Annotated in this window: 22 protein-coding genes; 20 read left to right on the top strand and 2 right to left on the bottom strand. The window is 60.3% G+C overall.

The annotated features are described in order from the left end of the window. The first annotated feature begins 245 nt into the window (after window positions 1-245). The 11 genes from U1A24_RS16695 to U1A24_RS16645 all read left to right on the top strand — a co-directional run bounded on the left by U1A24_RS16695 (window position 246) and on the right by U1A24_RS16645 (window position 11,342). Window positions 246-1,856: an extracellular solute-binding protein gene (locus U1A24_RS16695; RefSeq protein ID WP_322323115.1), complete on the top strand. Its 1,611-nt coding sequence runs from the start codon at window positions 246-248 to the stop codon at window positions 1,854-1,856. Between the two features lie 78 nt (window positions 1,857-1,934). Then, window positions 1,935-2,795, top strand: a complete 861-nt coding sequence (locus U1A24_RS16690) for a carbohydrate ABC transporter permease (RefSeq protein ID WP_322323114.1) — start codon at window positions 1,935-1,937, stop codon at window positions 2,793-2,795. Next, window positions 2,792-3,679, top strand: a complete 888-nt coding sequence (locus tag U1A24_RS16685; protein ID WP_322323113.1) for a sugar ABC transporter permease — start codon at window positions 2,792-2,794, stop codon at window positions 3,677-3,679. Before U1A24_RS16690 ends, U1A24_RS16685 begins: the two co-directional genes overlap by 4 nt. Beyond that, a complete protein-coding gene (locus tag U1A24_RS16680) occupies window positions 3,676-4,767 on the top strand; it encodes an ABC transporter ATP-binding protein (RefSeq protein ID WP_322323112.1) in 1,092 nt (363 codons plus the stop codon). Before U1A24_RS16685 ends, U1A24_RS16680 begins: the two co-directional genes overlap by 4 nt. A 1-nt stretch (window position 4,768) precedes the next feature. Then, a complete protein-coding gene (locus U1A24_RS16675; RefSeq protein ID WP_322323111.1) occupies window positions 4,769-5,857 on the top strand; it encodes an ABC transporter ATP-binding protein in 1,089 nt (362 codons plus the stop codon). Next, window positions 5,854-6,945, top strand: coding sequence for a Gfo/Idh/MocA family oxidoreductase (locus tag U1A24_RS16670; RefSeq protein ID WP_322323110.1), 1,092 nt, complete (start codon window positions 5,854-5,856; stop codon window positions 6,943-6,945). Before U1A24_RS16675 ends, U1A24_RS16670 begins: the two co-directional genes overlap by 4 nt. 15 nt (window positions 6,946-6,960) lie before the next feature. Then, window positions 6,961-7,875 carry a sugar phosphate isomerase/epimerase gene (locus U1A24_RS16665; RefSeq protein ID WP_322323109.1) on the top strand — a complete coding sequence of 305 codons (915 nt, stop codon included), beginning with the start codon at window positions 6,961-6,963 and terminating at the stop codon, window positions 7,873-7,875. A gap of 24 nt (window positions 7,876-7,899) precedes the next feature. Then, window positions 7,900-9,108, top strand: coding sequence for an aldose 1-epimerase family protein (locus U1A24_RS16660; RefSeq protein WP_322323108.1), 1,209 nt, complete (start codon window positions 7,900-7,902; stop codon window positions 9,106-9,108). A gap of 24 nt (window positions 9,109-9,132) precedes the next feature. Continuing rightward, window positions 9,133-10,233 carry a fatty acid desaturase family protein gene (locus tag U1A24_RS16655; protein WP_322323107.1) on the top strand — a complete coding sequence of 367 codons (1,101 nt, stop codon included), beginning with the start codon at window positions 9,133-9,135 and terminating at the stop codon, window positions 10,231-10,233. A 1-nt stretch (window position 10,234) separates the two neighbouring features. After that, window positions 10,235-10,546 carry a MocE family 2Fe-2S type ferredoxin gene (locus U1A24_RS16650; protein WP_322323106.1) on the top strand — a complete coding sequence of 104 codons (312 nt, stop codon included), beginning with the start codon at window positions 10,235-10,237 and terminating at the stop codon, window positions 10,544-10,546. 4 nt (window positions 10,547-10,550) lie between these two features. Beyond that, window positions 10,551-11,342: a 3-methyl-2-oxobutanoate hydroxymethyltransferase gene (locus U1A24_RS16645; RefSeq protein ID WP_322323105.1), complete on the top strand. Its 792-nt coding sequence runs from the start codon at window positions 10,551-10,553 to the stop codon at window positions 11,340-11,342. On the opposite strand, the gene U1A24_RS16640 is transcribed toward U1A24_RS16645, so the two are convergent. After that, the gene (locus U1A24_RS16640; RefSeq protein WP_322323104.1) at window positions 11,335-12,012 is read right to left on the bottom strand and encodes a GntR family transcriptional regulator; all 678 of its coding nucleotides are present in this window, start codon (window positions 12,010-12,012) and stop codon (window positions 11,335-11,337) included. The two genes, U1A24_RS16645 and U1A24_RS16640, sit on opposite strands and share 8 nt — an antisense overlap. A gap of 83 nt (window positions 12,013-12,095) precedes the next feature. On the opposite strand from U1A24_RS16640, the gene U1A24_RS16635 reads away from it, so the two are divergent. The 7 genes from U1A24_RS16635 to dusA all read left to right on the top strand — a co-directional run bounded on the left by U1A24_RS16635 (window position 12,096) and on the right by dusA (window position 18,463). Next, a complete protein-coding gene (locus tag U1A24_RS16635) occupies window positions 12,096-13,232 on the top strand; it encodes a mandelate racemase/muconate lactonizing enzyme family protein (RefSeq protein ID WP_322323103.1) in 1,137 nt (378 codons plus the stop codon). Between the two features lie 61 nt (window positions 13,233-13,293). Further along, on the top strand, window positions 13,294-13,611 hold the full coding sequence (locus U1A24_RS16630) for a hypothetical protein (protein WP_322323102.1): 318 nt from the start codon (window positions 13,294-13,296) through the stop codon (window positions 13,609-13,611). Further along, the gene (locus U1A24_RS16625; RefSeq protein WP_322323101.1) at window positions 13,608-14,525 is read left to right on the top strand and encodes an ABC transporter substrate-binding protein; all 918 of its coding nucleotides are present in this window, start codon (window positions 13,608-13,610) and stop codon (window positions 14,523-14,525) included. The genes U1A24_RS16630 and U1A24_RS16625 overlap by 4 nt, the downstream gene beginning before the upstream one ends. 63 nt (window positions 14,526-14,588) lie before the next feature. Next, on the top strand, window positions 14,589-15,455 hold the full coding sequence (locus tag U1A24_RS16620; RefSeq protein ID WP_322323100.1) for a sugar ABC transporter permease: 867 nt from the start codon (window positions 14,589-14,591) through the stop codon (window positions 15,453-15,455). Between the two features lie 9 nt (window positions 15,456-15,464). After that, a complete protein-coding gene (locus tag U1A24_RS16615; protein WP_322323099.1) occupies window positions 15,465-16,298 on the top strand; it encodes a carbohydrate ABC transporter permease in 834 nt (277 codons plus the stop codon). Between the two features lie 3 nt (window positions 16,299-16,301). After that, a complete protein-coding gene (locus tag U1A24_RS16610; RefSeq protein WP_322323098.1) occupies window positions 16,302-17,357 on the top strand; it encodes an ABC transporter ATP-binding protein in 1,056 nt (351 codons plus the stop codon). Window positions 17,358-17,452: 95 nt separating this feature from the next. Then, window positions 17,453-18,463, top strand: coding sequence for a tRNA dihydrouridine(20/20a) synthase DusA (gene dusA, locus U1A24_RS16605; protein ID WP_322323097.1), 1,011 nt, complete (start codon window positions 17,453-17,455; stop codon window positions 18,461-18,463). Here dusA and U1A24_RS16600 read toward each other — a convergent pair. Then, a complete protein-coding gene (locus U1A24_RS16600; protein ID WP_322323096.1) occupies window positions 18,439-19,617 on the bottom strand; it encodes a multidrug effflux MFS transporter in 1,179 nt (392 codons plus the stop codon). The genes dusA and U1A24_RS16600 overlap by 25 nt on opposite strands. Before the next feature lie 156 nt (window positions 19,618-19,773). On the opposite strand from U1A24_RS16600, the gene U1A24_RS16595 reads away from it, so the two are divergent. Continuing rightward, on the top strand, window positions 19,774-20,592 hold the full coding sequence (locus U1A24_RS16595; protein ID WP_322323095.1) for a sulfite exporter TauE/SafE family protein: 819 nt from the start codon (window positions 19,774-19,776) through the stop codon (window positions 20,590-20,592). A gap of 305 nt (window positions 20,593-20,897) precedes the next feature. Further along, complete coding sequence (locus U1A24_RS16590; protein ID WP_322323094.1) at window positions 20,898-22,895, top strand: calcium-binding protein; 1,998 nt, start codon at window positions 20,898-20,900, stop codon at window positions 22,893-22,895. Window positions 22,896-22,964 lie beyond the last annotated feature (69 nt).

Here is a 22,964-nt window from a genome sequence, read left to right as displayed (position 1 = left end):
TGATTGATTTGTGGTGTGTGGTTGCGAGCTCGGTATTTTTCCGCAGGGAGGCTGATTGCTGCCGTATCGAGGAAATATAATAACTAACAGTGGTATAGCGTAAGTCAGCTGCAAATTTTGCCATTCCCCTAACACTCTACATCATCAAGTTGGCGTTTTATGATGTTGACGAAATGATTGATATAATCATAAAACATCATTCAAGCGCATCAACGCATGGGCTTTGCTGTCTTGGGAGGGACAAAATGGATCACACAGGTCGCATGTCGCGGCGTCAGTTACTGACGAGCGGCGGGAAACTGGCTGTTTATGGCGCGGCAATCGGCATTGCTCCGCGCTTCATCCGACCCGCGCGGGCCGAGGGCGCAGATGCGCTGGCGCAAGGCATGATCGGTGGTCCGACCGGGTTTCCGGGGGCAGAGCGCTATCAATATGGCCCGGATACGCCGGAAGGTCGGGCGATTGAGGCGGTGAAGGCACTGAAGGGCGCGGGCAAAGCGCCGACCAAGATCGTGATGGCGCTGTCGGATGGCTCTATCGGGCAGTTGACGCAGCCTTTTCCGGTTGGGGCACCGAGCATCAAGGATCTGTGGGAGAAAGAAACTGGGATCACGTTGGAGATCGTCGGGCTGCCGAACGGGCAGGAATTCACCAAGACGATGCAGGATATTTCCACCAGCGGTGGGGCCTATGATATCTATTCGACCGACTGGAACCGTCTGGGGGATCTCGCGGAATCGGGCGGCATTGCCAAGCTGGACGACTATGTTGAGGCCCACAAACCGCAGTGGGATGATCCCGAGCGCGGCTATGTCAACGGCGCGCAGGGCGTGGCTTTGTTGAACCAATATCGCGGCAGCACCTATGGTGTGTCGTTGGACGGCGATTTCCAGACTTGGGTCTATCGCACCGATTTGTTCGGCGATGCGGCAGAGCAGGCGGCGTTCAAGGATAAATACGGCTACGATCTGGCGCCGCCGAAGACATGGAAGCAGCATTCCGATGTCGCGGCGTTCTTCCAGCGCCCGGACAAGGGGCTGTTTGGCTCGACCGATCTGCGCAATCAGGGCTGGGGCTATACCAACTGGTATCAGCGCTTCACCTCGATGGCCTCGCCGAACCAGTTCCTGTTTGGCGATGATGGGGTGCCGCTGATCAACTCGGAAAACGGGGTGGCGGCGACGCAGGCCTATATCGACAGCCTGTCGCACCACTCGCCGGATGCGATCAGCTGGGGTTGGCCGGAGCAGTATGGCAACTTTGCCTCTGGTGGAGCGGCGATGACTTGCGCGTTTTCCAACCTGCCGAAGTTCTTGGATAATGCGGGCAATACCGGGTCTACGGTGACGGGTAAAATCGGGTCTATGCTGCCGCCGGGGACGGAAGTGGATGGCAAGATCGTCAGCCGCTCGGTTTTGTGGTTCAGCCTGACCGGGATGGTTTCGGCGCAGTCGGAATATCCTGAGGTGGCGTATCTGCTGCTGCAATGGCTGGGCTCGGCGCGGATTTATTCGTGGATGACGGCCAATCCGGGCGGCTATTTCGACCCGTTCAGCTTGAACGATTTCGCCGATCCGTTGGTGCGCGAAACCTATCACGCTTACCACATGGATGTGGTGCGCGAGACGGTCGCGCGCACGGTGCCGTCGATCAACTATCCGGGGGCAACCGCGTTCCACAATGCGCTGGATGAGAACCTGATGGCGTCTTTGACGGGTGCCAAAACGGCGGCGCAGGCGATGGCAGATACGGCGGATGCTTGGGCGAAGATCACCCGGCGCACGGGTGAAGAGAAGATTATCGAGGCGATTAAAGCCAACAAGGCGGCTTGGCCGACGGTGCTTGATCCGGTTTAAGGCTCTCCCGCTTTAACCCTGATCTTTGGTCGGCGCGGACCCTGCGCGCCGACCAACCCTATGATGTTTGGAAGAAAAATGACCCGCTCGCTGGCCTTTGAGGCATTTCGATACACGATGATCCTGCTGGCGGTGGCCGTCACGCTGATCCCGATCCTGTGGATGGCCTCGATGGCGTTCAAACCTATACCGGAATGGCAGGCGACGGGGGCGGCACTGACGTGGTGGCCGAAAGCCCCGACTTTGGACAATTTCCGCTATGTGTTTGGCGTCAGCAATTCCGAGCTGATCGTGGCACTGGACCGCACCGCGTTGAAGCCGATCCTGGCGTCGTTCCTGTCGGCGGGCATTGGCACGGTGATTGCGATGACGGCGGGGACAGCGGCGGCCTATGGGCTGTCGCGGTTTGGCTCGGGGGCGAACCTGCCGTTGGCGCTGGTGCAGTTGCGGCTGTTTCCACCGATGGCGGTGATGACGCCAGTGATGATCATGTGGGCGTTTTTCAACATGACCGATACCTGGTGGGGGCTGGCGCTGGTCTACGGGATTGTCACTTTGCCGTTCGCGTTCTGGCTGATGAAAACCTTTTTCGACGACATGCCGAAGGAAATTGAGGAAGCGGCTTTGGTCGAAGGGTGCAGCCGGGCGCGGGTGTTCTGGCGGATCACCTTGCCGATGATGCGCGCGCCTTTGGCCTCGGCGGCGCTGTTCGTGTTCATCCTGAACTGGTCGGATTATCTGATCGCACTGCTGCTGACCACGCGGGAGTGGGTGACGATTCCGGTCTATATGGCCTCGCTTTCCTCCTCGATGACCGGGCAACTTTATGGTGCCAAGGCGGCCTTGGGGCTGATGGCGGCGGTGCCGCCGGTGGTTTTGGGCGTGCTGATCCAGAAGCATCTGGTGCGCGGATTGACGTTTGGAGCGTTGAAGCAATGAAGGACGAATCCTCACGTTTGGGCTTCCGGCTGACCCTGCCTGCGCAGGTGCTGGTGCTGTTCATCTCGGTGTTTCCGCTGCTGATGCAGGCCTATATTTCGCTGACCGATTGGTCGCCGTTGTCGGGGCAAAGCTGGCCGCAGGCGTGGCAGTTCTGGAATGGTTTTGCCAATTACAGCGATCTGTTGAGCGATGGCCGTCTCTGGGCGGCGCTGGGGCGCACGGCGTTTGTGATGGCGGTTTGTGTGCCGATTGAGTTCATGCTGGGGCTGGGGCTGGCGACGCTGTTCATGGACGATTTCAAGGGCAAGCGGGTGTTCTATTCGATCCTGATCATGCCGATGATGGTGGTGCCAGCGGTGGCGGGCTACATGTTTTTCATGCTGTTCCAGTCGGGCGGGCCGGTGAATGACATTCTGGCGATGTTCGCGGGGCGCCCGGTGACGATTGCATGGCTGTCGGACCCGACCCTGGCTTTGGTCGCGGTGATGGTGGCGGACATCTGGCAATGGACGCCACTGATGTTCTTGATACTGCTCGCAGGTTTGGTGGGCGTGCCCGAAGATCAGGTGCGGGCGGCGACCTTGCTGGGGGCCAATCCGTTGCAGCGGTTTACCTCGATTGTGCTGCCGCGGATGAAGACGATCATCGGCATCGCGCTGGCGATCCGGGTGATCGAGTGTTTCAAGGTTTTTGACACCTTGTTCATCATGACCGGGGGCGGGCCGGGTGTGGCAACGGAAACCATCTCTGTCTACATCTATAAAATCGCCACGCAGGATCTGATCTGGGGCTATGTCGCGGCGATTGCCTTGGCGATCCTGATCGTGCTGTCGGTGGTCTGTGTCTGGGCCTTGAAACGGATGGCGAGGGTGCGGCCATGAGCATGATCCGGCTGGAAAATCTGGTGAAACGCTTTGGGGCCTTTACCGCGCTGAAGACAATGGATCTGACGATTGCGGATGGCGAATTCGTGGCACTGTTGGGGCCGTCGGGCTGTGGGAAGTCGACCACGATGAACATGATCGCGGGGATGGAGGTGCCATCCGAGGGGCGGATTTTGTTTGGCGACCGCGATATGGCGGGGGTGCCGATGGGGCGGCGCGGCGTTGGGTTCGTGTTTCAGAACTACGCGATTTTTACCCATATGACGGTGCGGCAGAATCTGTCTTACGGTTTGCGCGCCACGCGCAGGCCAGTCGATGAGGTGGCGCGGCGGACCAATGCGATGGCCGAGTTGCTGCAACTGACACCGATGCTGGATCGGCCCGCGGCGGGGCTGTCGGTGAACATTCTGCAGCGGGTGGCGATTGGGCGTTCGGCGATTATGGAGCCTGCGATTTTTCTGTTGGATGAGCCGTTGTCGAATGTCGATGCGGCGTTCCGGGCGGTGATGCGGACCGAGCTGAAAGGGCTGCAACGCAGCTTCAAGCAGACCATGGTTTATGTGACGCATGACCAGTTGGAAGCGATGACGATGGCTGATCGGATTGCGGTAATGGATCATGGCGTGTTGCAGCAGGTGGGCACGCCGCTGCAGATTTATAACGATCCGGCCAACCTGTTTGTGGCGAAGTTTATCGGATCACCGGGGATGAATTTGCTGACTGGGTGTCCGGTTGACGTGGCGGGTTCGATGGCGATTGATCTGGGGGCTTTGGGGCATTCACTGCCTTTGGCACCGGAACAGGCGGCGGCGGCGCGCAAGGCGAAGGGCGATGTGGTGTTCGGGTTTCGGCCAGAACAGGCAGCTCGGGTGGGCGAAGGGCAGGGCATGGCGATGCCGATCAGCTTTGTCGAACGCATCGGCGCGCGGACGATTTTGCATCTGGGCGAGGGCGCGGCGAGCGCCAAAACGGTGTTTGAAAATGACGCCGGGTTTGAGATGGGGCGGGCGTTGCACTTTGCACCACATCCAAGTGCCGTGCGGTTGTTCGATGCCGCCTCTGGTGCTGCATTGAGGGGGCAGTAACATGGCCGAGATTGCCTTTCGCAATGTGACCAAGCGGTATGGGTCGGTGCTGGCGGTGGATGATGCCAGTTTCACCGTGGCGGACAATGAATTCTTCTGCTTTTTCGGGCCGCCTCTGTCAGGAAAAAGCACGATCTTGCGGCTGATCTTGGGGCTGGAAAAGCCGGATAGCGGTGAGATTTTGATTGACGGTCGCGCGGTCAACGAGGTGTCTCCAGCGGCGCGGAATATCGCGATGGTGTTCCAGAACCTCGCGTTGTTCCCGCATATGACGGCGGCGGATAATGTGCGGTTTCCGTTGGTGGAACGCCGCGAAGCGCCTGCGAAGATTGAGGCGCGGCTGCGCGATGCGGCGGAAAAGCTGCATATCGGCCATATCCTGCACAAGATGCCGGGACAGCTTTCGGGTGGTGAGCGGCAACGGGTGGCGATTGCGCGGGCTTTGGTGCGCGATCCGGCGGCGTATCTGATGGATGATCCGATCTCGGCACTGGACGCGCGGTTGCGCGAGGAGACCCGCGTGGAGTTGAAGCGCATCCAGCGCGAGGCCGGGCGGACACTGATTTATGTCACGCATGATCAGGAAGAAGCCATGTCGGTGGCCGACCGGATGGCGATTTTGCAGAACGGGGCGATCCGGCAAATTGGCCGCCCGGTGGAGATTTATGACCATCCGTCAACGACTTATGTGGCGCGGTTTCTGGGCAGCCCGGTGATGAATATCTTGCCCGTGCAAGCTACTGGCGCGGGGTTTGAGGCGGCGGCGGGGGCTTTGCAGGTTTCGGCACAGGCTCAGGCGGGCGTGGCGGAGATGGGGCTGCGGCCCGAGGATTTGCGGGTGTCGCACTGGGAAGGCGGCGCGGGGGTACCTGCGACGGTTTCCGAGGTTGAACCGCTTGGCGGCTACACGGTGGTGACTTTGACCGCTGGCGCGCAGCCATTGCGGGCGATGCTGCGCGGGCAGCCGGATATTCGGGTGGGGGCGCTGGTGGGCCTCGGCTGCGATCCGGCAAAGGTGATGTATTTCGGGGCTGGTGGTGAGGCGCTGCCTAAATCCGCAGCCCCATCCTTGGGAGGGGACAGGATATGAGCGACGCGTTGGGGTTTCAGCCCGATCCGGTGGTGCGGACCAAGGATCTGGTGATCGGCTGCATTGGCGCGGGCATGATCATGGCGGAGTGCCATTTGGCGGCTTACCATGAGGCGGGGTTCAAGGTGGGCGCGATTGCCAGCCGGACCGAAAGCAAGGCTGCGGCGGTGGCGGAGCGCTGGGGGATTGCGAAGGTTCATGCCACGCCAGAGGCGCTGATTGCGGACCCCTCTATTGAGGTTTTGGACATTGCCTATCCGCCGGATCAGCAGCCTGCGCTGATCTATGCGGCGCTGAAGCAGCCGCATATCAAGGCGATACTGGCGCAGAAGCCGCTGGCTTTGACCCTCGCAGATGCGATTGCGTTACGCGATGCGGCGGCGAAGGCGGGCAAGGTTCTCAGCGTTAACCAGAACATGCGCTATGATCAGTCGATGCGGGTGCTGAAACAGATCATCGACCGGGGCGATCTGGGTGAGATTGTGTTCGCGCAGATCGACATGCACGCAATCCCGCATTGGCAGGGGTTTCTGGAAGGTTACGACCGGCTGACGCTGGCGAATATGTCGGTGCATCATCTGGACGTGCTGCGGTTTTTGTTTGGCGAACCTGTAGAGATCACCACGCAAACCCGCAAAGACCCGCGCACGACGTTTGAACATTCGGACGGAATTACCGTGTCAACGCTGCGGTTTGAAACGGGCGTGCTCGCGGTGAGCCTTGAGGATGTGTGGTCAGGCCCGCGCGCGGAAGGCTACGACAACGACCAGAGCATCACCTTCCGGGTGGAGGGGACGGCGGGGGTCGCCAAGGGCTCGATTGGCTGGCCGACGGGGACGGCGTCGACGCTGAGCTATGCCTCGCAGACTGCCACGGGGGGCAAATGGCTGACACCGACATGGGACAGCATGTGGTTTCCGCAGGCTTTCATCGGCGTGATGGAGCAGCTGCAACATGCGGTGAAAACTGGCACGCCACCGGCGCTTTCGGTGGCCGATAACGTCAAGACGGTTGCGTTGATTGAGGCGGGTTACCGTTCAATCGCAGAGGGGCGCACCGTTAAATTGTCTGAAATTTCAACGAACTGAGGGAGGAACTTCACCATGATGCAACTGGGTATTTTTTCGGGGTATTTCCCGTATGGCTTGGAAGAGTCAGCCAAGAAAATCCGCAGCCACGGCTTTAACACCGTGCAGTTGGACCTGCATTTCAAGGACATTGACCTGAGCCACGGCAATCTGACGGCGGCGAACTGCAAAAAGGTGCGCGACACCTTTCGCGCGCATGATCTGCCCGTGAGCTGCATCTCGGGTTATACCAATATCATCCACCCGGATATGGCGCATCGCAAAGCCAATGTGGACCGTCTGAAGGACATCATCCGCAACGCGCGGGCGCTGGGTTCGCCTTATGTGATCTCGGAAACCGGCACCTACAACACCGAATCCGAGTGGATGTCTGACCCGAAAAACAAGACCGAGGAAGGCTTTGAAGCCTGCCGCAAGATCATCGCGGAACTGGCGCAAGAGGCTTACGACCACGGTTCGATGTTCCTGCTGGAGACTTATGTGAACAACGTGGTGGGCTCGGTTGAGGAAACCGTGAAGATGTTCGCACAGGTCGATCATCCGGGGCTGGGGCTGTTGATGGACCCGACCAACTACTTCGAGTCGCACAACATTGATAACATGGACGGAATTCTGCATCAGGTGTTCGACACGCTGTCGGACAAGATCAAGATTGCCCATGCCAAGGATGTGGCGCGGGCCGGCGATGATAAGTCTGAAAAGCACGCGGATATTGGCGATGATGAGGCGCTGGCCTCGCACACCTTCCGGGGTGTGGGCGAGATTGTGCTGAACGCGCCGGGGACGGGGTCTTTGAACTACGACCTCTATTTGCAACTGCTGGCGAAAAAGCACCCGAACATTCCGATGATTGTCGAGCATCTGGACGAGGCCGACGTGCCGCGCTCGAAGGCGTTCATGGACGGAAAATTCACGGCCCACGGGCTTTGAGATATTCCGGGCGGCGTGCAGGCCATGCCGCCCGGTTCTTTGCAGGAGATTGCGCCAGTGCCGCAGCTTTACGGAAAATCCATGACTCGGGGCGAGGTTGCGGCCCATGCAGGCAGCCTGAGCCAGTTTGCCGGTGTGCGGCTGATGACGTTGGGCGACGGGCTGGAGCGTGGCCTGCGGATGCTGGAGTTTCGCACCGGGTCGGGCTTGCGGTTCTCTGTGCTGGTGGACCGGGCGATGGATATTGCTGAGGTCGAGCATCAGGGGCGGGCTGTGGGTTGGCACTCGGCGGCGGGGTTTCGGCATCCGGGGCTGCATGATGTGGAAGCCGAGGGTGGTTTTGGCTGGGCGCGCAGTTTCTCGGGGTTTCTGGTGACCTGTGGGCTGGATCACATTCTGGGGCCAGAGGTGGTTTCGACCGAAAGCTACAACTATCCGGGGCGCAAGACGGCGAGCCACGGTCTGCACGGGCGGGTGTCTACGATTCCAGCGCGGTTGACGGGATATGGCGAGGCTTGGGAGGTGGATCGGTGTATCCTCTGGGCCGAGGGGGTGATTTCTCAGGCCACGGTGTTTGGCGAGAATCTGGTGCTGTACCGGCGGATTGAGGCGGATGTGGGCGGTGATGAAATCCGGCTGATCGATCGCGTGGTGAATGAGGGGTTCCTCAAAACGCCGCATATGATGTTCTACCACATCAACATCGGCCATCCGGTGTTGGAGGAAGGCGCGCGCTATCTCGCGCCGATCAAGGATGTGATTTGGGCGGCGCATGAGGGGCGGTATCGGGTGCAGGGGGTGGGATATAAAACCGCACCGGCCCCTAGCAATGGCTTTGCCGAGCAGGTTTGGCAGCATGAGATGGCGGCCAATGCGGCAGGCGAGGTGCCAGTAGCTTTGGTCAATGATCGCATTGGCTTAGGCATCGAAGTTACCATGTTGAAGGAACAATTCCCCTGCGCCTATCAGTGGCAATATTACCAATCCGGCGCTTATGTGATGGGGATTGAACCCTCGACCCATCATGTTTTGGGCAACCAAGCCGCGCGCGATCGGGGCGAGATGATCTGGCTGGGGCCGCAGGACAGTCGCGCCTATCAGACCCGGTTCAAGGTGCTGGATGGGCCGGAACAGATCGCCAGATCCGAGGCCGCTATCCGCGCCATCGCGGCGCAGCCCGAAGATGATTTTCCCACGCCCTCTGGCCAGTTTCCGCACCTGAGCGGGCGCTGAGGGCTACAGACGAAGGACCATGCCATGAGCATTTTCACCCGCATCTATTCCCCCCGCGACTATAGCCTGACGGGCGAAAGCCGTGCGCATGCCGAGGAAATCGGCTTGGCTTCGGCGGAATGGTATCACTCGGACGTGCCGCGCAAGCAGATGAAAGAGCTGATGCAGCGCAAGGATGGGCCTGCGATCCGCGATACGGTGATCTGGCTGGGGCTGTTGGTTTTGACCGGGATTGGTGGCAGCCTATTCTGGGGCTCATGGGCCTGCGTGCCGTTTTTCTTCGTCTATGGGCTGCTTTACGGCTCTGCCTGCGACAGCCGCTGGCACGAGGCGGGGCATGGCACTGCGTTCAAGACGCCGTGGATGAATGACGGGGTTTACCAGATAGCCAGCTTCATGGTGATGCGCAATCCAACGACGTGGCGGTGGAGCCATGCGCGGCATCACACCAACACGATTATTGTGGGGTTGGACCCGGAAATCGGCTTCATGCGCCCGCCGCGCATCGTGATGGCGGCGTTGAATTTCATCGGGATTCCGTTCATTTTCTACGATCTGCGCACCTTGGCGCGGCATGCGTTTGTCGGGCTGAATGAGGGTGAGAAGACCTATATCCCTGAGTCGGAACGTCATAAGGCGGTGTTCTGGGCGCGGCTGCATATGGGCATCTATGCCGCGACGATCTTGCTGGCGATTGGCTTGCAGTCTTGGCTGCCGTTGATGCTGATTGGCGGGCCGCGGATTTATGGCTGCTGGCATATGTATATGACCGGGCTGATCCAGCATGGCGGTTTGGCCGAAGATGTGGTCGATCACCGCTTGAATTCTCGGACGGTCTACATGAATCCGATCAGCCGCTGGCTATACTGGAACATGAATTACCATGTTGAACACCATATGTTCCCGATGGTGCCGTATCACGCGCTGCCGCGTCTGCATGAGGTGATCAAGCATGATTTGCCCGCGCCAAACCCGTCGATCTTTGCGGCTTATGTCGAGATGACGCGGGCGTTGCTGCGGCAGCGCAAAGATCCGACGCACTATGCGCGCAAAGCCTTGCCAGCCACGGCGCGGCCTTATCGCGATGAGTTCCATGAAATTGAAGTTGCCAGAGAAGGGGTCTGATATGGCCTGGATTGATGCCTGCGGTGTGGATGACATCGACGCGGAAGACCTGATCCGGTTTGATCACGGGGGGGAAACCTATGCGATCTATCACGCGCCGGATGGCACGTTTCACGCGACGGACGGGCTTTGCACACATGAAAAGGTGCATCTTTGCAATGGCTTGGTGGATGGTGACACGATTGAGTGCCCCAAGCACAATGGGCGGTTCAACTACCGCACTGGGGCCGCGTTGCGCGCGCCGGTTTGCGTTGATCTGAAGCGGCATCCGGTGCGGGTGGTGGGCGACCGCGTTGAAATTGAGTTGGGGTAGGGACATGCGCAAGAAACCGACGGTCGCCGATTTGCGGGCGAAAAAGGGCAAGGGTCAGTTGACCATGCTGCGGCTGTTCACGCTGGAGGAAGCGGCGGCCGCCGAGGAAGCGGGGATTGATGTGGTGTCGGTGCCGTCGGAACTGGTGACGCACCCTGACTACCGGAAGGTCGCGCCCAGCCTGTTTTCGATGACGGGGGTGGATCACCGCTCGGCGGGTACGCGCGAGGATTATCTGCGGTTTTCGGGGCAGATGCTGAACGCGGGGGCGGATGCAATCTATTGCTCGGGCAGTTTGGCGACGGTGAAATTCTTGGCGGATGAGCATATCCCGGTGGTGGGGCATGTCGGGCTGGTGCCGTCGCGCAATACCTGGACCGGGGGCTTCAAGGCGGTGGGCAAGACGGCGGAGGCTGCGGTGGCTTTGCTGGCCGAAGTGCAGGCTTATGAGGCTGCGGGCGCGTTTGCGGTGGAGATCGAGGTGGTGCCGGTTGAGGTTGCGACCGAGATCAGCCGGCGGGTGAATATCCTGCTGTGGTCGATGGGGGCAGGGCCGGGCTGCGATGTGCAGTATCTGTTTTCCGAGGACATCCTGGGCGAAAACCGGGGCCATCTACCGCGCCATGCCAAGGTCTATCGCAACTTTGCCGCCGAGTTTGATCGGCTGCAGCGCGAACGGGTTGCCGCTTACCGCGAGTTCATTGGCGATGTCGCCTCGGGGGCTTACCCCGAGGACAGCCATGTGGTGCAGATGGACCCCGCCGAGCAGGCGGAGTTTCTGCGCCGGATCACATAAAGCCAATATTGCGCTGGATTGCCGCGTGAAGATGCGCTTGCAGGGCGGCTTCGGCTGCATCCGCGTCGCGGCGGGTGCAGGCGGATAGGATCTCAATATGCTCGCGCAGGGTGCGCAGGATGATCGGGGCGGTGAATTTTCGATCCAGCCGCAGCAGGCGCAGGTAGTTCATCATCCGTCGATAAGAGATATCAATCAAAGGGTTCTGCATGATGCCGATCACCGAGGCGTGCATCAGTTGTTCCACTGCATCGACCTCTGTCAGATCGTCGGGGGTGACGCCGTGGGCTTCGATCTGCGCGATCAGGGCGGTGTGGCGGGTGGTCAGGGTTTCCAACAGGCTTTCGTCGGCGGTTTCGGCAAACACCCGCACGGCGGCGCGTTCGATGATGCTGCGGAATTGATAGGTGGCATGGGTCAACTCCAGCCCCGGCCGCACGAATTGGATGCCAGAGCGGGGGTGGATGGTCAGCACGCCCTCGGCCTCCAGCATCCGCAAGGCGTCGCGCAGCGGGGCGATTGGGACATCGACGAGGGCGGAGAGTTCGCCTTGCGACAGGAACGCACCGACCTGCACGCGGCGGGCGAACAGGCCTTCGAGGATGCGCTCATAGGCGAGTTCGGACAGGCGTGGGGCGGGGCTGGTGTCGGGTTTTGGTTTGGGCGGCATGGGGGACGTTCCGTCATTGACAGTTCAGATGTTTTAACTGATAGATCAGATAGCAAATGTAAAGCGATCAGAGAGTCGTCCAAATGAGTCTAGCCGATTTTCGTATCACAAGGTTCCAATTCGCACGCGACCGGGTGATTGGCGACAGCCAAGTGCGGGCGGATGACGCCAATGTCGCGGCGCTGGAGCTGGTATCGAGCTCGGGCGCGGTGGGTTTGGGCTTTGTGCAGACGCTGTTTTCGGCTTTGCCGGATCAGGCCGAGATCGAGCGGATTTTCCGGGCCGAGGTTTGGCCGGGGCTGGTCGGACAAACCGCCTTGGGTTTGGTGCACCGGGTCAGCCGTCCGCGCGGCGGCAATCAGCGCAGCGCTTCACTGCCGTTTCATGAGGCATTGCAGGTGGCCCTGTGGGATCTGGCGGCGAAAGAGGCGGGGCTGCCGTTGCACCGGATGCTGGGGGCGACGCGGGATCGGGTGCGGGCCTATGCCAGCGGTTTGGATTTTCATCTGGATGACGGCGCGTTTCAGGCCTTATTCGCTCATGCGGCGGCGAGTGGCTACCGGGCGTTCAAGATCAAGGTCGGTCACGCTGATTTCGCCCGCGATCTGCATAGATTGGCGTTGTTGAAAGCGGTGGTGCCTGCGGGATCGGAGATCATGGCGGATGCGAATGAGGCGTGGGCTGCGAAAGAGGCGCTGATGAAGATCACCGCCATTCGCGATGCCGGGCATGATCTGTTGTGGGTGGAAGACCCGATCCTGCGGCATGATTTCGCGGGGCTGCGGTTACTGCGGCAAGCTACCCCTTGGACGCAGATCAACTCGGGCGAATATCTCGATCTGTCGGGCAAGCGCGCGCTGCTGGCAGCAGAGGGCACCGATTTGCTGAACGTGCATGGGCAGGTTTCCGATGTGATGCGGATTGGTTGGCTCGCGGCGGAATTGGGCGTGCCGGTCTCACTGGGTAACACGTTTCTGGAGGTCGGCGTGCATATGGCCTGCGCTTTGCCCGAGGTGGAGTGGCTGGAATATTCGTTCCAGAACTTTGACCATCTGGTCGAGCAACCGATTGAAATCAGCGATGGTTATGCGATTGCGCCGGATCGTCCGGGCCACGGGCTGATCCTGTCTGAAACCACACGTGCGACCTGGGCGCGCCCGCATCTGCTGCCGCGCGACCAGCTTGGTGCGGCACCTGCCAACCCACGCTTACCGCTTTAACGACTGCTGCTTTCAGGAGGGGCGGCCTGATCCGCGCCACGACATCTCGGGAGGATGACGCATGAAGACCCTTGTAACTGCCGCACTTTTGGCCGCTACGGCGCTGCCCGCTTTCGCCACGGAACTGATGGTGTGGGATTGGAAATCTGGCGATCCGTTGGCAGCGCCGTATTTTCAGAAGGCGAAAGAGGTGTTTGAAGCGGCGCATCCGGGTGACACCGTGACGTTTGTCATGCAGCCGAATGATCAATATTACACGTTGCTTGGCACGGCTTTGGCCTCGGATGGCGGTCCGGATTTGTTCTTGCTGAACGGTGGCGCGCAGGGCGGGCGCGGTTTGAGAACGCGGTTAAGCTGGATGACAAGATCGGTGCTATGAAGGCTGATCTGGCGGGGCTGCCAGAGTTTTCGGATGCAAACGGCATCTATGCCATTCCGCTGACCATTCAGGGCTTTGTGGTTTACTATAATAAGGCGCTGTACTCGGCTGCGGGGCTGAACCCCAACGTGCCGCCGAAAAGCTGGGACGATCTGAGCAAAATCTGCGCGGCTTTTGTGACACAAGGCACGGTGCCCTGCATCGCCCTTGGCAACAAGGAAGGCTTCGGGATGGAGTTCTGGTTCTCGGCGATTGCAGCCAGCTTGTGGACGCCGCAGGACCAGGTGGATTTCGCGGCGGGCAAGCTGGCGTGGAGCAGTCCGCAGGTGCTGGCGGTGCTGCAATCCTGGGTCGATGCCAATGCGGCGGGGTGGTTTCCGAAGGGGGCCAATTCTACCGCGAAGTTCATGGATGAATATGAAGGCTTCATGCGCGGCGAGTCTGCCAACACCATCGGTCTGATCTCGGATGTAGCGCATTGGAAATCGTTTGATGAGATGTTGGGGGCGGAAAATGTGGGGGTGTTCCTGCTGCCTGCGCTCGGTGGCGCGGCTGCGAAAATTCCGGCGGCGGGGGGGATTGGCTATGCAGTGAACGCGAAGTCTCCAAACGTCGATTTAGCGGTGGAATTTGCCAAGACGCTGGCGGCCCCCGAAGTGTTGCAGGTGTTCTTCAACGATGCGGGCGCTGTGACCGCCAACACCAAGATGGACACTTCGGCGGTGACCAGCCCTGCGGCGAAGACGATCTTTGGCTGGCTGGCGACGGATGTGGTGCCGATGGCGCATACCAATGCGACGGCGCAGGAGTTGGAGGAAATCCACCGTCAAAGCCAGCTGTTGCTGAATGGTGAGACCACGGTAGCCGAGGCGGCGGCGGCAATGGACGTGGTGGCGAAGGCCGCGCGGCAGTAGGCTTGGTTCATTCCCTTGGGTCGCCCGGTGTTGGGCGGCCCATTTCTTCTGCAAGAGGCCCCAATGGCAAACCGATCCGAGCAACGCATCGCGATCCTGTTCGTGCTGCCCGCCGTGGCTTTGGTCGCGATTTTCCGCATGTTTCCCTTGGCTTGGGGGTTCTTGTTGTCGTTCACCTCTGGCGATGGCGCGGGAGGGGCGAAGTTCGTAGGGCTGGACAACTACCGGGCTTTGACCACGGATGCGGCGTTCCATGACAGCCTGATCAACACGCTGATCCTGCTCGCAACCCTGCCGATCTGGGTGATGTTGCCGTTGCTGCTGGCGATCCTGATCCATCAGGGCGTGCCGGGCGGCAAGCTGTTCCGCGCGGTGTATTTCTTTCCGGCGGTGCTGTCGGCGGTGATCATCGGCTCGATTTTCAACGTGGTGCTGCGCTATGATGGCAGCCTGAATGCGGCGCTGAGATCGGTTGGGATTGAGGCGGTGGATTGGCTGGGGCAGGGTGCGACGGCGCTGGCCTGCCTGATCGCGGTGCAGCTTTGGGCGACGTTCGGCATGTCGGTGCTGATCTTCATGGCGGGGCTGTCGACGGTTTCGAGTGAATTGGTTGAGGCTGCGCGTCTGGATGGCGCCAAACCGGGGCAAATCTGGTGGCATGTGATCCTGCCTGCGATGCGGCCTATTCTGGAGTTTGTCGCGGTTGTCACCACGATCGGCGTGCTGACATCCATGTTTGGGCTGATTTATGTGCTGACCGCAGGTGGGCCGGGGACGGCGACGACATTGCCCGAGTTTCTGATCTGGATGGAGCAGGGCAAGATGAACCGGCCCGGCTATGCGGCGGCGATTTCGATGGTGTTGTTTGTCGGCATGGCGGGGCTGGCCTATGTGCAGATCCGCATCATGTCGCGCAACGCGAACGCGTAGGGGGCAGGCATGGCGATCCGCAATAGGCATGAGAAATGGCTGCTGCGCGCGGCGAGTGTGCCGATGGCGCTGCTGGCGCTGTCGTGCATTTATCCGGTGTTTTTCACTGTCAATAATGCGCTGAAAACCAACAAGGGCTATATTTTGGATCGCTTTGGGGTGGTTGATGCGCCCAGTCTGGAAAACTTTTTCGCCGCTTGGACGCGGTCGCATCTGGGCGATTATCTGCTGAATTCGGTGACGGTCACGGCCGGGGCGGTGGCATTGCTCTTGCTGACCTCGTCGATGGCCGGGTTTGCGCTGGCGATGCTGCGGTTTCCGTATCGGCGGGCGTTGTTCATCGTGATCCTCGCCAGCCTGATGATCCCGGTGCAGGTGGTGCTGGTGCCGTTCTATCGCACCATGCTGGCGCTGGATTTGATCAACACCCGGATCGGTCTGATCATCGCTTATACCGCGTTTTTCCTGCCGTTCTGCGTCTATCTGATGACCGCATTCTATTCCCGCCTGCCGCGCGAACTGGTCGAGGCGGCGCGGATGGATGGCGCGTCTCTGCTGCAAATCTGGTGGAATGTGATGCTGCCGATGGGCAAGCCCGCGCTGCTGACGCTGGGGATTTTGAACACGCTTTATTGCTGGAACGACGTGCTGATCTCGCTGCTCGTTCTGCAAAAGGAACGCACGGTGATGGTCGGCATCGCGGCTCTGCGCGGTGAATATACCACCAATGTGCCGCTGCTGTGTGCCGGGATTGCGCTGGCCGCAGCGCCGATCATCGCGATCTACATCTTCTTCCAGCGCCAGATCGTTGACGGCATCGCCGTTGGCGCAGTGAAAGGCTAAGCCATGCCGCAAATCGAATTGCTCAATCTGTGCAAGCGCTTCGGCGGGGTGGATGTGATCCGCGATGTCTCGCTTTCCATCGAGAAGGGCGCGTTTACGGTGTTCGTCGGGCCCTCGGGCTGTGGCAAATCCACCCTGCTACGCTGCATTGCGGGGCTGGAGGAGATCACCTCGGGCACGCTGAACATCGGCGGCGTGCGGATGAATGACACCGATCCCGCGGCGCGCGGGCTGGCGATGGTGTTCCAATCCTACGCTTTGTATCCGCATATGACGGTCGCCGAGAATATGACCTTTGGGTTGCGGATGGCGCATCGCCCCAAGGCCGAGATTGCCGAGAAACTCGCCAAAGCCGCCGCGATTTTGCAACTGGAGCCATTGTTGGAGCGTAAGCCTGCGGCACTGTCGGGCGGCCAGCGCCAGCGCGTCGCCATTGGCCGCGCCATCGTGCGCGATCCGCAGGTGTTTTTGTTCGACGAGCCGCTGTCCAATCTGGATGCCGAACTACGGGTGCAGACGCGGGTGGAGATTGCCAAGCTGCATCAGGCACTTGGCAACACCATCATCTATGTGACGCATGATCAGACCGAGGCGATGACGCTGGCCGATCAAATCGTCGTGCTGCGGGCGGGGCGAGTGGAACAGGTCGGCCCCCCGATGCAGCTTTATGATGATCCTGACAATGCGTTTGTGGCGGGCTTTATCGGCTCACCCCGGATGAATTTTCTGAGCGCCACGGTGACCGCGCAGGGGCTTGATCTGGGCGGCATCACCGTGCCTTTGCCCGCGCTGCAAACGCCCCTCGCCTTCGGAGCCGCTGTGCAACTCGGCATCCGGCCCGAGCATCTTGACCAGACCGAGGGCATCCGTTTGCCCATCACCGTTGAAGTGGTCGAAAAACTGGGCGCGACGGCCTATATCCATGCGCGCCTTGGCAATGGCGAGGCTGTGGTGGCCGAACAACGCGAAACCACCGCGCGCCCCGGTGCGACGCTGGATCTATACTTTGATGCGACCCGCGCGCGTTTGTTCGATGCCGCGGGTGCAAGGTTGCGTTAAACGGCGCTGGTGGTCGAAGCGGCTTGGCTTCCTGTCGGCTTGGCGCTATTTTGCCCGCTGCATTGCCGCATGGTCGGCTTATAACGGGTTGAAACGTGTCAAGCATCGCGCAAAATTCTGATCTTTCCACGGCGCACCGCCTGTCGGTGGCGCCGATGATGGAATGGTCTGATCGGCATTGTCGGTTCTTCCACCGCCAGATGACCCGCCGCGCGATGCTCTATACCGAGATGGTGACGGCTGCCGCCATCCTGCATGGGCCAAAAAACCGCCTGCTGGATTACAGCGCCGAGGAACATCCAATCGCGCTGCAAATAGGCGGCTCGGACCCGCGCGAGTTGGCGCAGGCGACCCGGATTTCGGGCGCTTGGGGCTATGATGAGATCAATCTAAACGTCGGGTGTCCGTCAGACCGGGTGCAATCGGGCTGCTTTGGCGCGGTGCTGATGGAGCGGCCTTCATTAGTCGCCGAGTGTGTTGCGGCGATGATCGCTGAGGCAAATGTGCCGGTGACGGTGAAGTGCCGGATTGGCGTCGATGATCAAGACCCCGAGGTCGTTCTGCCGGATTTCATCGAAAGAGTCGCGGCGGCGGGGGTGACGCATTTTATCATCCACGCCCGCAAGGCTTGGTTGAAGGGGCTTTCCCCCAAGGAAAACCGCGAGATTCCGCCCTTGAACTATGACCTCGTGCTGCGGATGAAGGCGGCGTTTCCCCAGCTGACGATCTGTATCAACGGTGGGATTACCTCGCTGGGGCAGGCGCAATCGCTGCTGGATCAGGGGCTCGATGGGGTGATGCTGGGGCGCGCGGCTTACCATGATCCGGCTTCGGTGCTGGTGGGGGCCGATGCTTTGTGGGGTGAGGCTTCGGGCTTGGATGCCTTCGGCGCTGTTGAGGCGATGCGGCCCTATATCCTAGATCACATTGCGCAGGGCGGGCGGTTGCACCAGATCACCCGACATATGCTTGGGTTGTTCAGCGGGCGTCCCGGCGCGCGGGGATGGCGCCGGGTGTTGTCGGAACGGGCCAACAAACCCGGCGCTGGCTTGGATGTTTTAGACGCCGCTTTGGCCGAACTTCAGGCAGCTGCCACCGCCGCGTGACGCGGGATCAGCCGCGACAGCACCAAGGCGATCACGCCGCACAAAGCAATCGCGCCCAGCATCGGCACCACGGTGCCATCCATCAACGGCCCGGTTGCCGCCACCAGAACCCCCGCCGCGACCATCTGCATGGTGCCGCCCAAAGACGCCGCCAAACCCGCATGTTCGCCCTGTTCTTCGAGTGCCAGCACTTGTGCTGTCGGCAGCACGACGCCAAGGAACATGTTGGCCAAGAACAGCCCGGCAATGGTGACGTAGAGATTGGCAAAGCCGAGCAAGGCCAGTGCGAACAGGCCGAAAGTGGCCAGCGCAAAGCCGGTGGTCGCGCGCACGATCATCCTCTTCGCACCAACCCGGCGGCTGATGGTGGCGGCAAACTGTGACGCCGCGAAAAATCCGAAGGCATTGACCGCGAAGGCGAAGGAGAACTGCGTCGGGCTGAGGCCGAATTGCCCAGTGTAGACGAACGAGGCCGAGGCGATGAAGACGAAGAAACTGGCGAAAGCAAAGCCCGCAAGGAAGGTCATCGCCAGAAAGCCGCGGTCGGTGAACAACACACCCAAACCTTTGCGCATGGTGATCAGGTCAAAGCGCTGGCGGTTTTCCGGGGGCAAAGTCTCATCCACCATGAAATAGATCATGAAGAAGCTGAGGCTTGCGGCCAGCAACAAGGCCCAGAACACCAACCGCCATGAACCAAACGCCATCAGCGCTGAGCCCGAGAGCGGAGCCAACAGCGGCGAGATGGCGATGACGATCATGATGGTGGACATCATCCGCGTGGCATCGGCTCCGGTCGCGAGATCGCGGATCATCGCGCGCAACACGACCATGTTGGCCGCGCCGCCGATGCCTTGGATGAAGCGGCCGAAGATCAGCATTTCCACCGTTGGGGCTACGGCACAGATCACCGTGCCGATCATGAACAGCGCAAGCCCCGCATACATCGGAGGTTTGCGGCCCGCCTGATCGGCCCAAGGGCCATAAATCAGCTGCGCCACACCGAAGGCCAGAAAATACGCCACAATCGTCCACTGCACCGCCTGCATCGTGGTGGCCAGATCGCTTTGGATATTTGGCATCGCGGGCAGGTACATATCAATCGCGAACGGACCGACGGCTGCGACAAGGCCAAGGATCAAAGAGTAGCGCATGAGCGAGACGGATTTCGGCATGGGTGACCTCAAATGTCAGACAAGAGGTGAGACTTAACTGGGATTGTGCAGGAGGGAAAGGTCTGAACGGCTGGTATGCGCCGCGAAGTCCGGCTAAGTCTGGGCGGATGTTTCGTATCCGAAAGAGGAGCCGCCATGCCTGACATTTCTGAACTCTTGCCGATGGTGGCGTTGTTATTTGTGATCGGCGGGGTGGCCGGGGTGGTCGCTGGGTTGCTGGGGGTGGGCGGCGGCATCGTGCTGGTGCCTGCGTTTTTCTATGCGTTCACCCATCTCGGCTATGACGGGCCGCAGCTGATGCAGATTTGTGTCGCGACATCGCTGGCGACGATCGTGGTGACCTCGCCGCGTTCGGTCGCGTCGCATCACAAGAAGGGCGCGGTGGATTGGCAGATGCTGCGCGAATGGGCGCCGTTTATTGTGGCGGGGGCCTTGGCGGGGACGTTGGTGGCGGCGCTGGTGAAGTCGGTGGTGTTGCAGGTGGTGTTCGGGGTGCTGGCGGGGTTGGCGGGGCTTTACATGGCGTTTGGCAAGCCTAGCTGGCGGTTGGGCACTGAACTGCCGGGGCAGCCGACGCGCGGGATCATGGCGTCGGTGCTGGCGTTTTGTTCGGCGATGATGGGGATTGGCGGCGGCACGTTTGGGGTGCCGTTGATGAGCCTTTATGGCGTGCCGATCCACCGGGCTGTCGCCACGGCGGCCGGGCTGGGGGTGTTGATTGCGACGCCTTCGGTGCTGGGGTTTCTATTCGTGCCGATTGAAAATGCGCCGCCCTATACGGTGGGGGCGGTCAATCTGCCGGCGTTTCTTGTGGTGATTGGGTCGACCATGCTGACCACGCCTTGGGGGGTGAAGCTGGCGCATGCGATGGATCCGAAGCCGTTGAAACGGGCCTTTGCGGTGTTCATCACGCTGGTGGCATTGAATATGCTGCGCAAGGTTTTGGGCTGGTAGGTTTTGGGCCTGGTCCCAACTCGGGACCAAATTTAACATAGGAAAATCAGAGCGTTACTGTTCTGAATTTAGAGATTATTCATATATGCAACCTTAGGTTGCAGTGATACACTGCATACATTCGTGCAAAATGGCCGTGCCATCTGCGCGAAATTGCCCAAGTTTTACCACGAAGTTACGCCACATCTTTCGCAGATTGATCCTTGGTGCGCTGGTTGCGCGGCAGCGATCATTCTGCGCTTGCAGGGGGCTGGGGGGCTTCTTGTCGGGCGGTTTGGGCGCATGAGTTCAGAAGGCTGCTTGGCATGGCATTGACTGCGGGAACATCGACAAGTTCGATTGCGATGATCAACATCGTGATGAAGGCGGCGGACGGTTCGGGCGGCACCTGGCAAGATCCGGTGCAACTGATCCCGCAAGACATGTATGGCGACCCCGAGCAATTCGTCGCCAGCATGAAAACCGCGCTGCCGCTGGTGAACAATCTGCGGGTGCAGTTCAACGAGTTTTCCTTCAACGCTGACGGCTCTCTGCATCCGCAGATGGAGCGTTTTCTGGCGGCGGCCACGGCTGCGGGCTATCAGCTGACGATGGTTTACGCGGGCGGCGATGCGCAGAACATTGGCCGCAATATTGAAGGCTGGCCCGCGCTGACGAATGCCGAAGCCTATGCCGCGCTTGAAGAAAACTATGGCGATGTCGCCGGGGCCTGGACCAAACTGTTCGACTGGATGGACCAGAATCCAGCGGTGGAGGATGCGGTCTACGGTTGGGAGCTGATGAACGAATCCGCTGGCTACAAGCATTCGGTGCGCGCCAATGGCACGCAGGGTGATCTCGACAAGACCGATTTCGTCAAGCTTTACGCCGATCATGCGATTGCTTTGACCGAGTTGATTGAGGCGCGGGCCGAGGGCAAAATACTGGTCGGCGGCTGGGGCTATAACGGTGATTTTCTGACGCTGGCGGGCACGATGATTGATGGCGTCTCGGCGCTGGATTATCTGCGCGCCGGCGTGGGCGACAGTCTGGTGTGGTCGTCGCATCTCTATCCCGGCTGGATGGGCACCGATCTGCCGACCACCACTGCAGAATTGACTGCCTTGTTGGCAACGCTGTTTGCACCGGTTGCCGGGGATGCGGTGCTGATCACCGAGACCAATGCAGATGGCAAGGTGGATGATCCGAAGGTTCCGCTGGATGAAAATGATCTCTCGACCGCAAGCTATGAATGGTTTGCCGGGCAGGGGATGGGCTTGGGCTGGTTTCCGGGGCTGCAGACCGGGGCCTCCAGCCTGATGGTGATCAATGCGGATGGCAGTTTGACCGCGCGGCACCAACATTCTCTGGCCCATGCGTTGAATGCGTTCTCGCTAGGTCAGCGCGGCACCGCCGATGAGGCGGCAGGCGAAGTGGTCAGCGTCAGCATGGTCAAGATGAAATTGCGCAATGAAGCCTATGAAATCGCGGCCGGAGAGCCGGGCACCGATGCAGCGGAATATGCAGGCTTTGGCTTTGGCTATGGCGGCAATGACACGATCACCGGGCGCGCGATCTCGAATGATTTTCTGTATGGCGGCACCGGGCATGATCTGATCTCGGGTCTGGCGGGGGATGATTTCCTGTTCGGGCAGGATGGCTTGGACCATTTGATCGGTGGCGCGGGGATTGACGCGCTGTTTGGCGGGCGCGGCAATGACACGCTGGATGGCGGCACCGGGCGCGATCAGCTTTATGGCGGCATGGGTAATGATGTCTACATCGTCGACCAAACCGCTGATTCTGTGCGCGAATTGGTAGGTGAGGGCATCGATACGGTGCTGAGCAAAGCGCGGATTTACGCGCTGAACCGTCCGGGACTTGAGGCGCAGACACAAGTGGAGCATTTGAGCTTCATAGGCACCGGGGATTTCACCGGAACCGGCAATGCGTTGAACAATCGTCTGATCGGCGGGGCGGGCAATGACCGCTTGAACGGGCTTGGCGGGCAAGACAGCTTGTTTGGCGGTGCGGGCGCAGACCGTCTGGATGGCGGTGGCGGGCAGGATTTGCTGACCGGGGGCGCGGGGGCGGATCAGTTCATTTTCAAGAAAGCCTATGGCGCGGATCGGGTGATGGATTTCGAGAATGACGTGGATACGATCGTGCTGAGCGGCTTTGCCGGGGTGACGACGGCGGCGCAGGCGCTGAGCCATGCGATGCAATATGGTGCGAATGTGGTGTTCAATTTTGGCGCTGGCGATGTTCTGACCGTGCTGAACACCACCAAGGCCGCGCTGGCGGATGATCTGCTGGTCAGCTAGGTCTGGGCGCTTCAGCGCATCCATCTAGGTCCGGTGGGCTATGGGGAAAGCGTTGGAGCGTTGAATCGT

Origin of the sequence: Cypionkella sp., assembly GCF_034376685.1 — a bacterium.
Taxonomy (GTDB): domain Bacteria; phylum Pseudomonadota; class Alphaproteobacteria; order Rhodobacterales; family Rhodobacteraceae; genus Cypionkella.
This window is presented reverse-complemented; position numbering and strand designations above follow the sequence as displayed.

What these genes read in the sequence shown, in the direction of transcription:
- U1A24_RS16665 (WP_322323109.1), top strand. Translation starts at nt 6,961, where the DNA reads ATGATGCAACTGGGTATTTTTTCGGGGTATTTCCCGTATGGCTTGGAA.
- U1A24_RS16680 (WP_322323112.1), top strand. Translation starts at nt 3,676, where the DNA reads ATGAGCATGATCCGGCTGGAAAATCTGGTGAAACGCTTTGGGGCCTTT.
- U1A24_RS16690 (WP_322323114.1), top strand. Translation starts at nt 1,935, where the DNA reads ATGACCCGCTCGCTGGCCTTTGAGGCATTTCGATACACGATGATCCTG.
- U1A24_RS16685 (WP_322323113.1), top strand. Translation starts at nt 2,792, where the DNA reads ATGAAGGACGAATCCTCACGTTTGGGCTTCCGGCTGACCCTGCCTGCG.
- U1A24_RS16595 (WP_322323095.1), top strand. Translation starts at nt 19,774, where the DNA reads ATGCCTGACATTTCTGAACTCTTGCCGATGGTGGCGTTGTTATTTGTG.
- U1A24_RS16635 (WP_322323103.1), top strand. Translation starts at nt 12,096, where the DNA reads ATGAGTCTAGCCGATTTTCGTATCACAAGGTTCCAATTCGCACGCGAC.
- U1A24_RS16660 (WP_322323108.1), top strand. Translation starts at nt 7,900, where the DNA reads ATGCCGCCCGGTTCTTTGCAGGAGATTGCGCCAGTGCCGCAGCTTTAC.
- U1A24_RS16670 (WP_322323110.1), top strand. Translation starts at nt 5,854, where the DNA reads ATGAGCGACGCGTTGGGGTTTCAGCCCGATCCGGTGGTGCGGACCAAG.
- U1A24_RS16630 (WP_322323102.1), top strand. Translation starts at nt 13,294, where the DNA reads ATGAAGACCCTTGTAACTGCCGCACTTTTGGCCGCTACGGCGCTGCCC.
- U1A24_RS16610 (WP_322323098.1), top strand. Translation starts at nt 16,302, where the DNA reads ATGCCGCAAATCGAATTGCTCAATCTGTGCAAGCGCTTCGGCGGGGTG.
- U1A24_RS16640 (WP_322323104.1), bottom strand. Translation starts at nt 12,012, where the DNA reads ATGCCGCCCAAACCAAAACCCGACACCAGCCCCGCCCCACGCCTGTCC.
- U1A24_RS16615 (WP_322323099.1), top strand. Translation starts at nt 15,465, where the DNA reads ATGGCGATCCGCAATAGGCATGAGAAATGGCTGCTGCGCGCGGCGAGT.
- U1A24_RS16650 (WP_322323106.1), top strand. Translation starts at nt 10,235, where the DNA reads ATGGCCTGGATTGATGCCTGCGGTGTGGATGACATCGACGCGGAAGAC.
- U1A24_RS16675 (WP_322323111.1), top strand. Translation starts at nt 4,769, where the DNA reads ATGGCCGAGATTGCCTTTCGCAATGTGACCAAGCGGTATGGGTCGGTG.
- U1A24_RS16600 (WP_322323096.1), bottom strand. Translation starts at nt 19,617, where the DNA reads ATGCGCTACTCTTTGATCCTTGGCCTTGTCGCAGCCGTCGGTCCGTTC.
- U1A24_RS16695 (WP_322323115.1), top strand. Translation starts at nt 246, where the DNA reads ATGGATCACACAGGTCGCATGTCGCGGCGTCAGTTACTGACGAGCGGC.
- U1A24_RS16645 (WP_322323105.1), top strand. Translation starts at nt 10,551, where the DNA reads ATGCGCAAGAAACCGACGGTCGCCGATTTGCGGGCGAAAAAGGGCAAG.
- U1A24_RS16655 (WP_322323107.1), top strand. Translation starts at nt 9,133, where the DNA reads ATGAGCATTTTCACCCGCATCTATTCCCCCCGCGACTATAGCCTGACG.
- U1A24_RS16590 (WP_322323094.1), top strand. Translation starts at nt 20,898, where the DNA reads ATGGCATTGACTGCGGGAACATCGACAAGTTCGATTGCGATGATCAAC.
- U1A24_RS16625 (WP_322323101.1), top strand. Translation starts at nt 13,608, where the DNA reads ATGAAGGCTGATCTGGCGGGGCTGCCAGAGTTTTCGGATGCAAACGGC.
- U1A24_RS16620 (WP_322323100.1), top strand. Translation starts at nt 14,589, where the DNA reads ATGGCAAACCGATCCGAGCAACGCATCGCGATCCTGTTCGTGCTGCCC.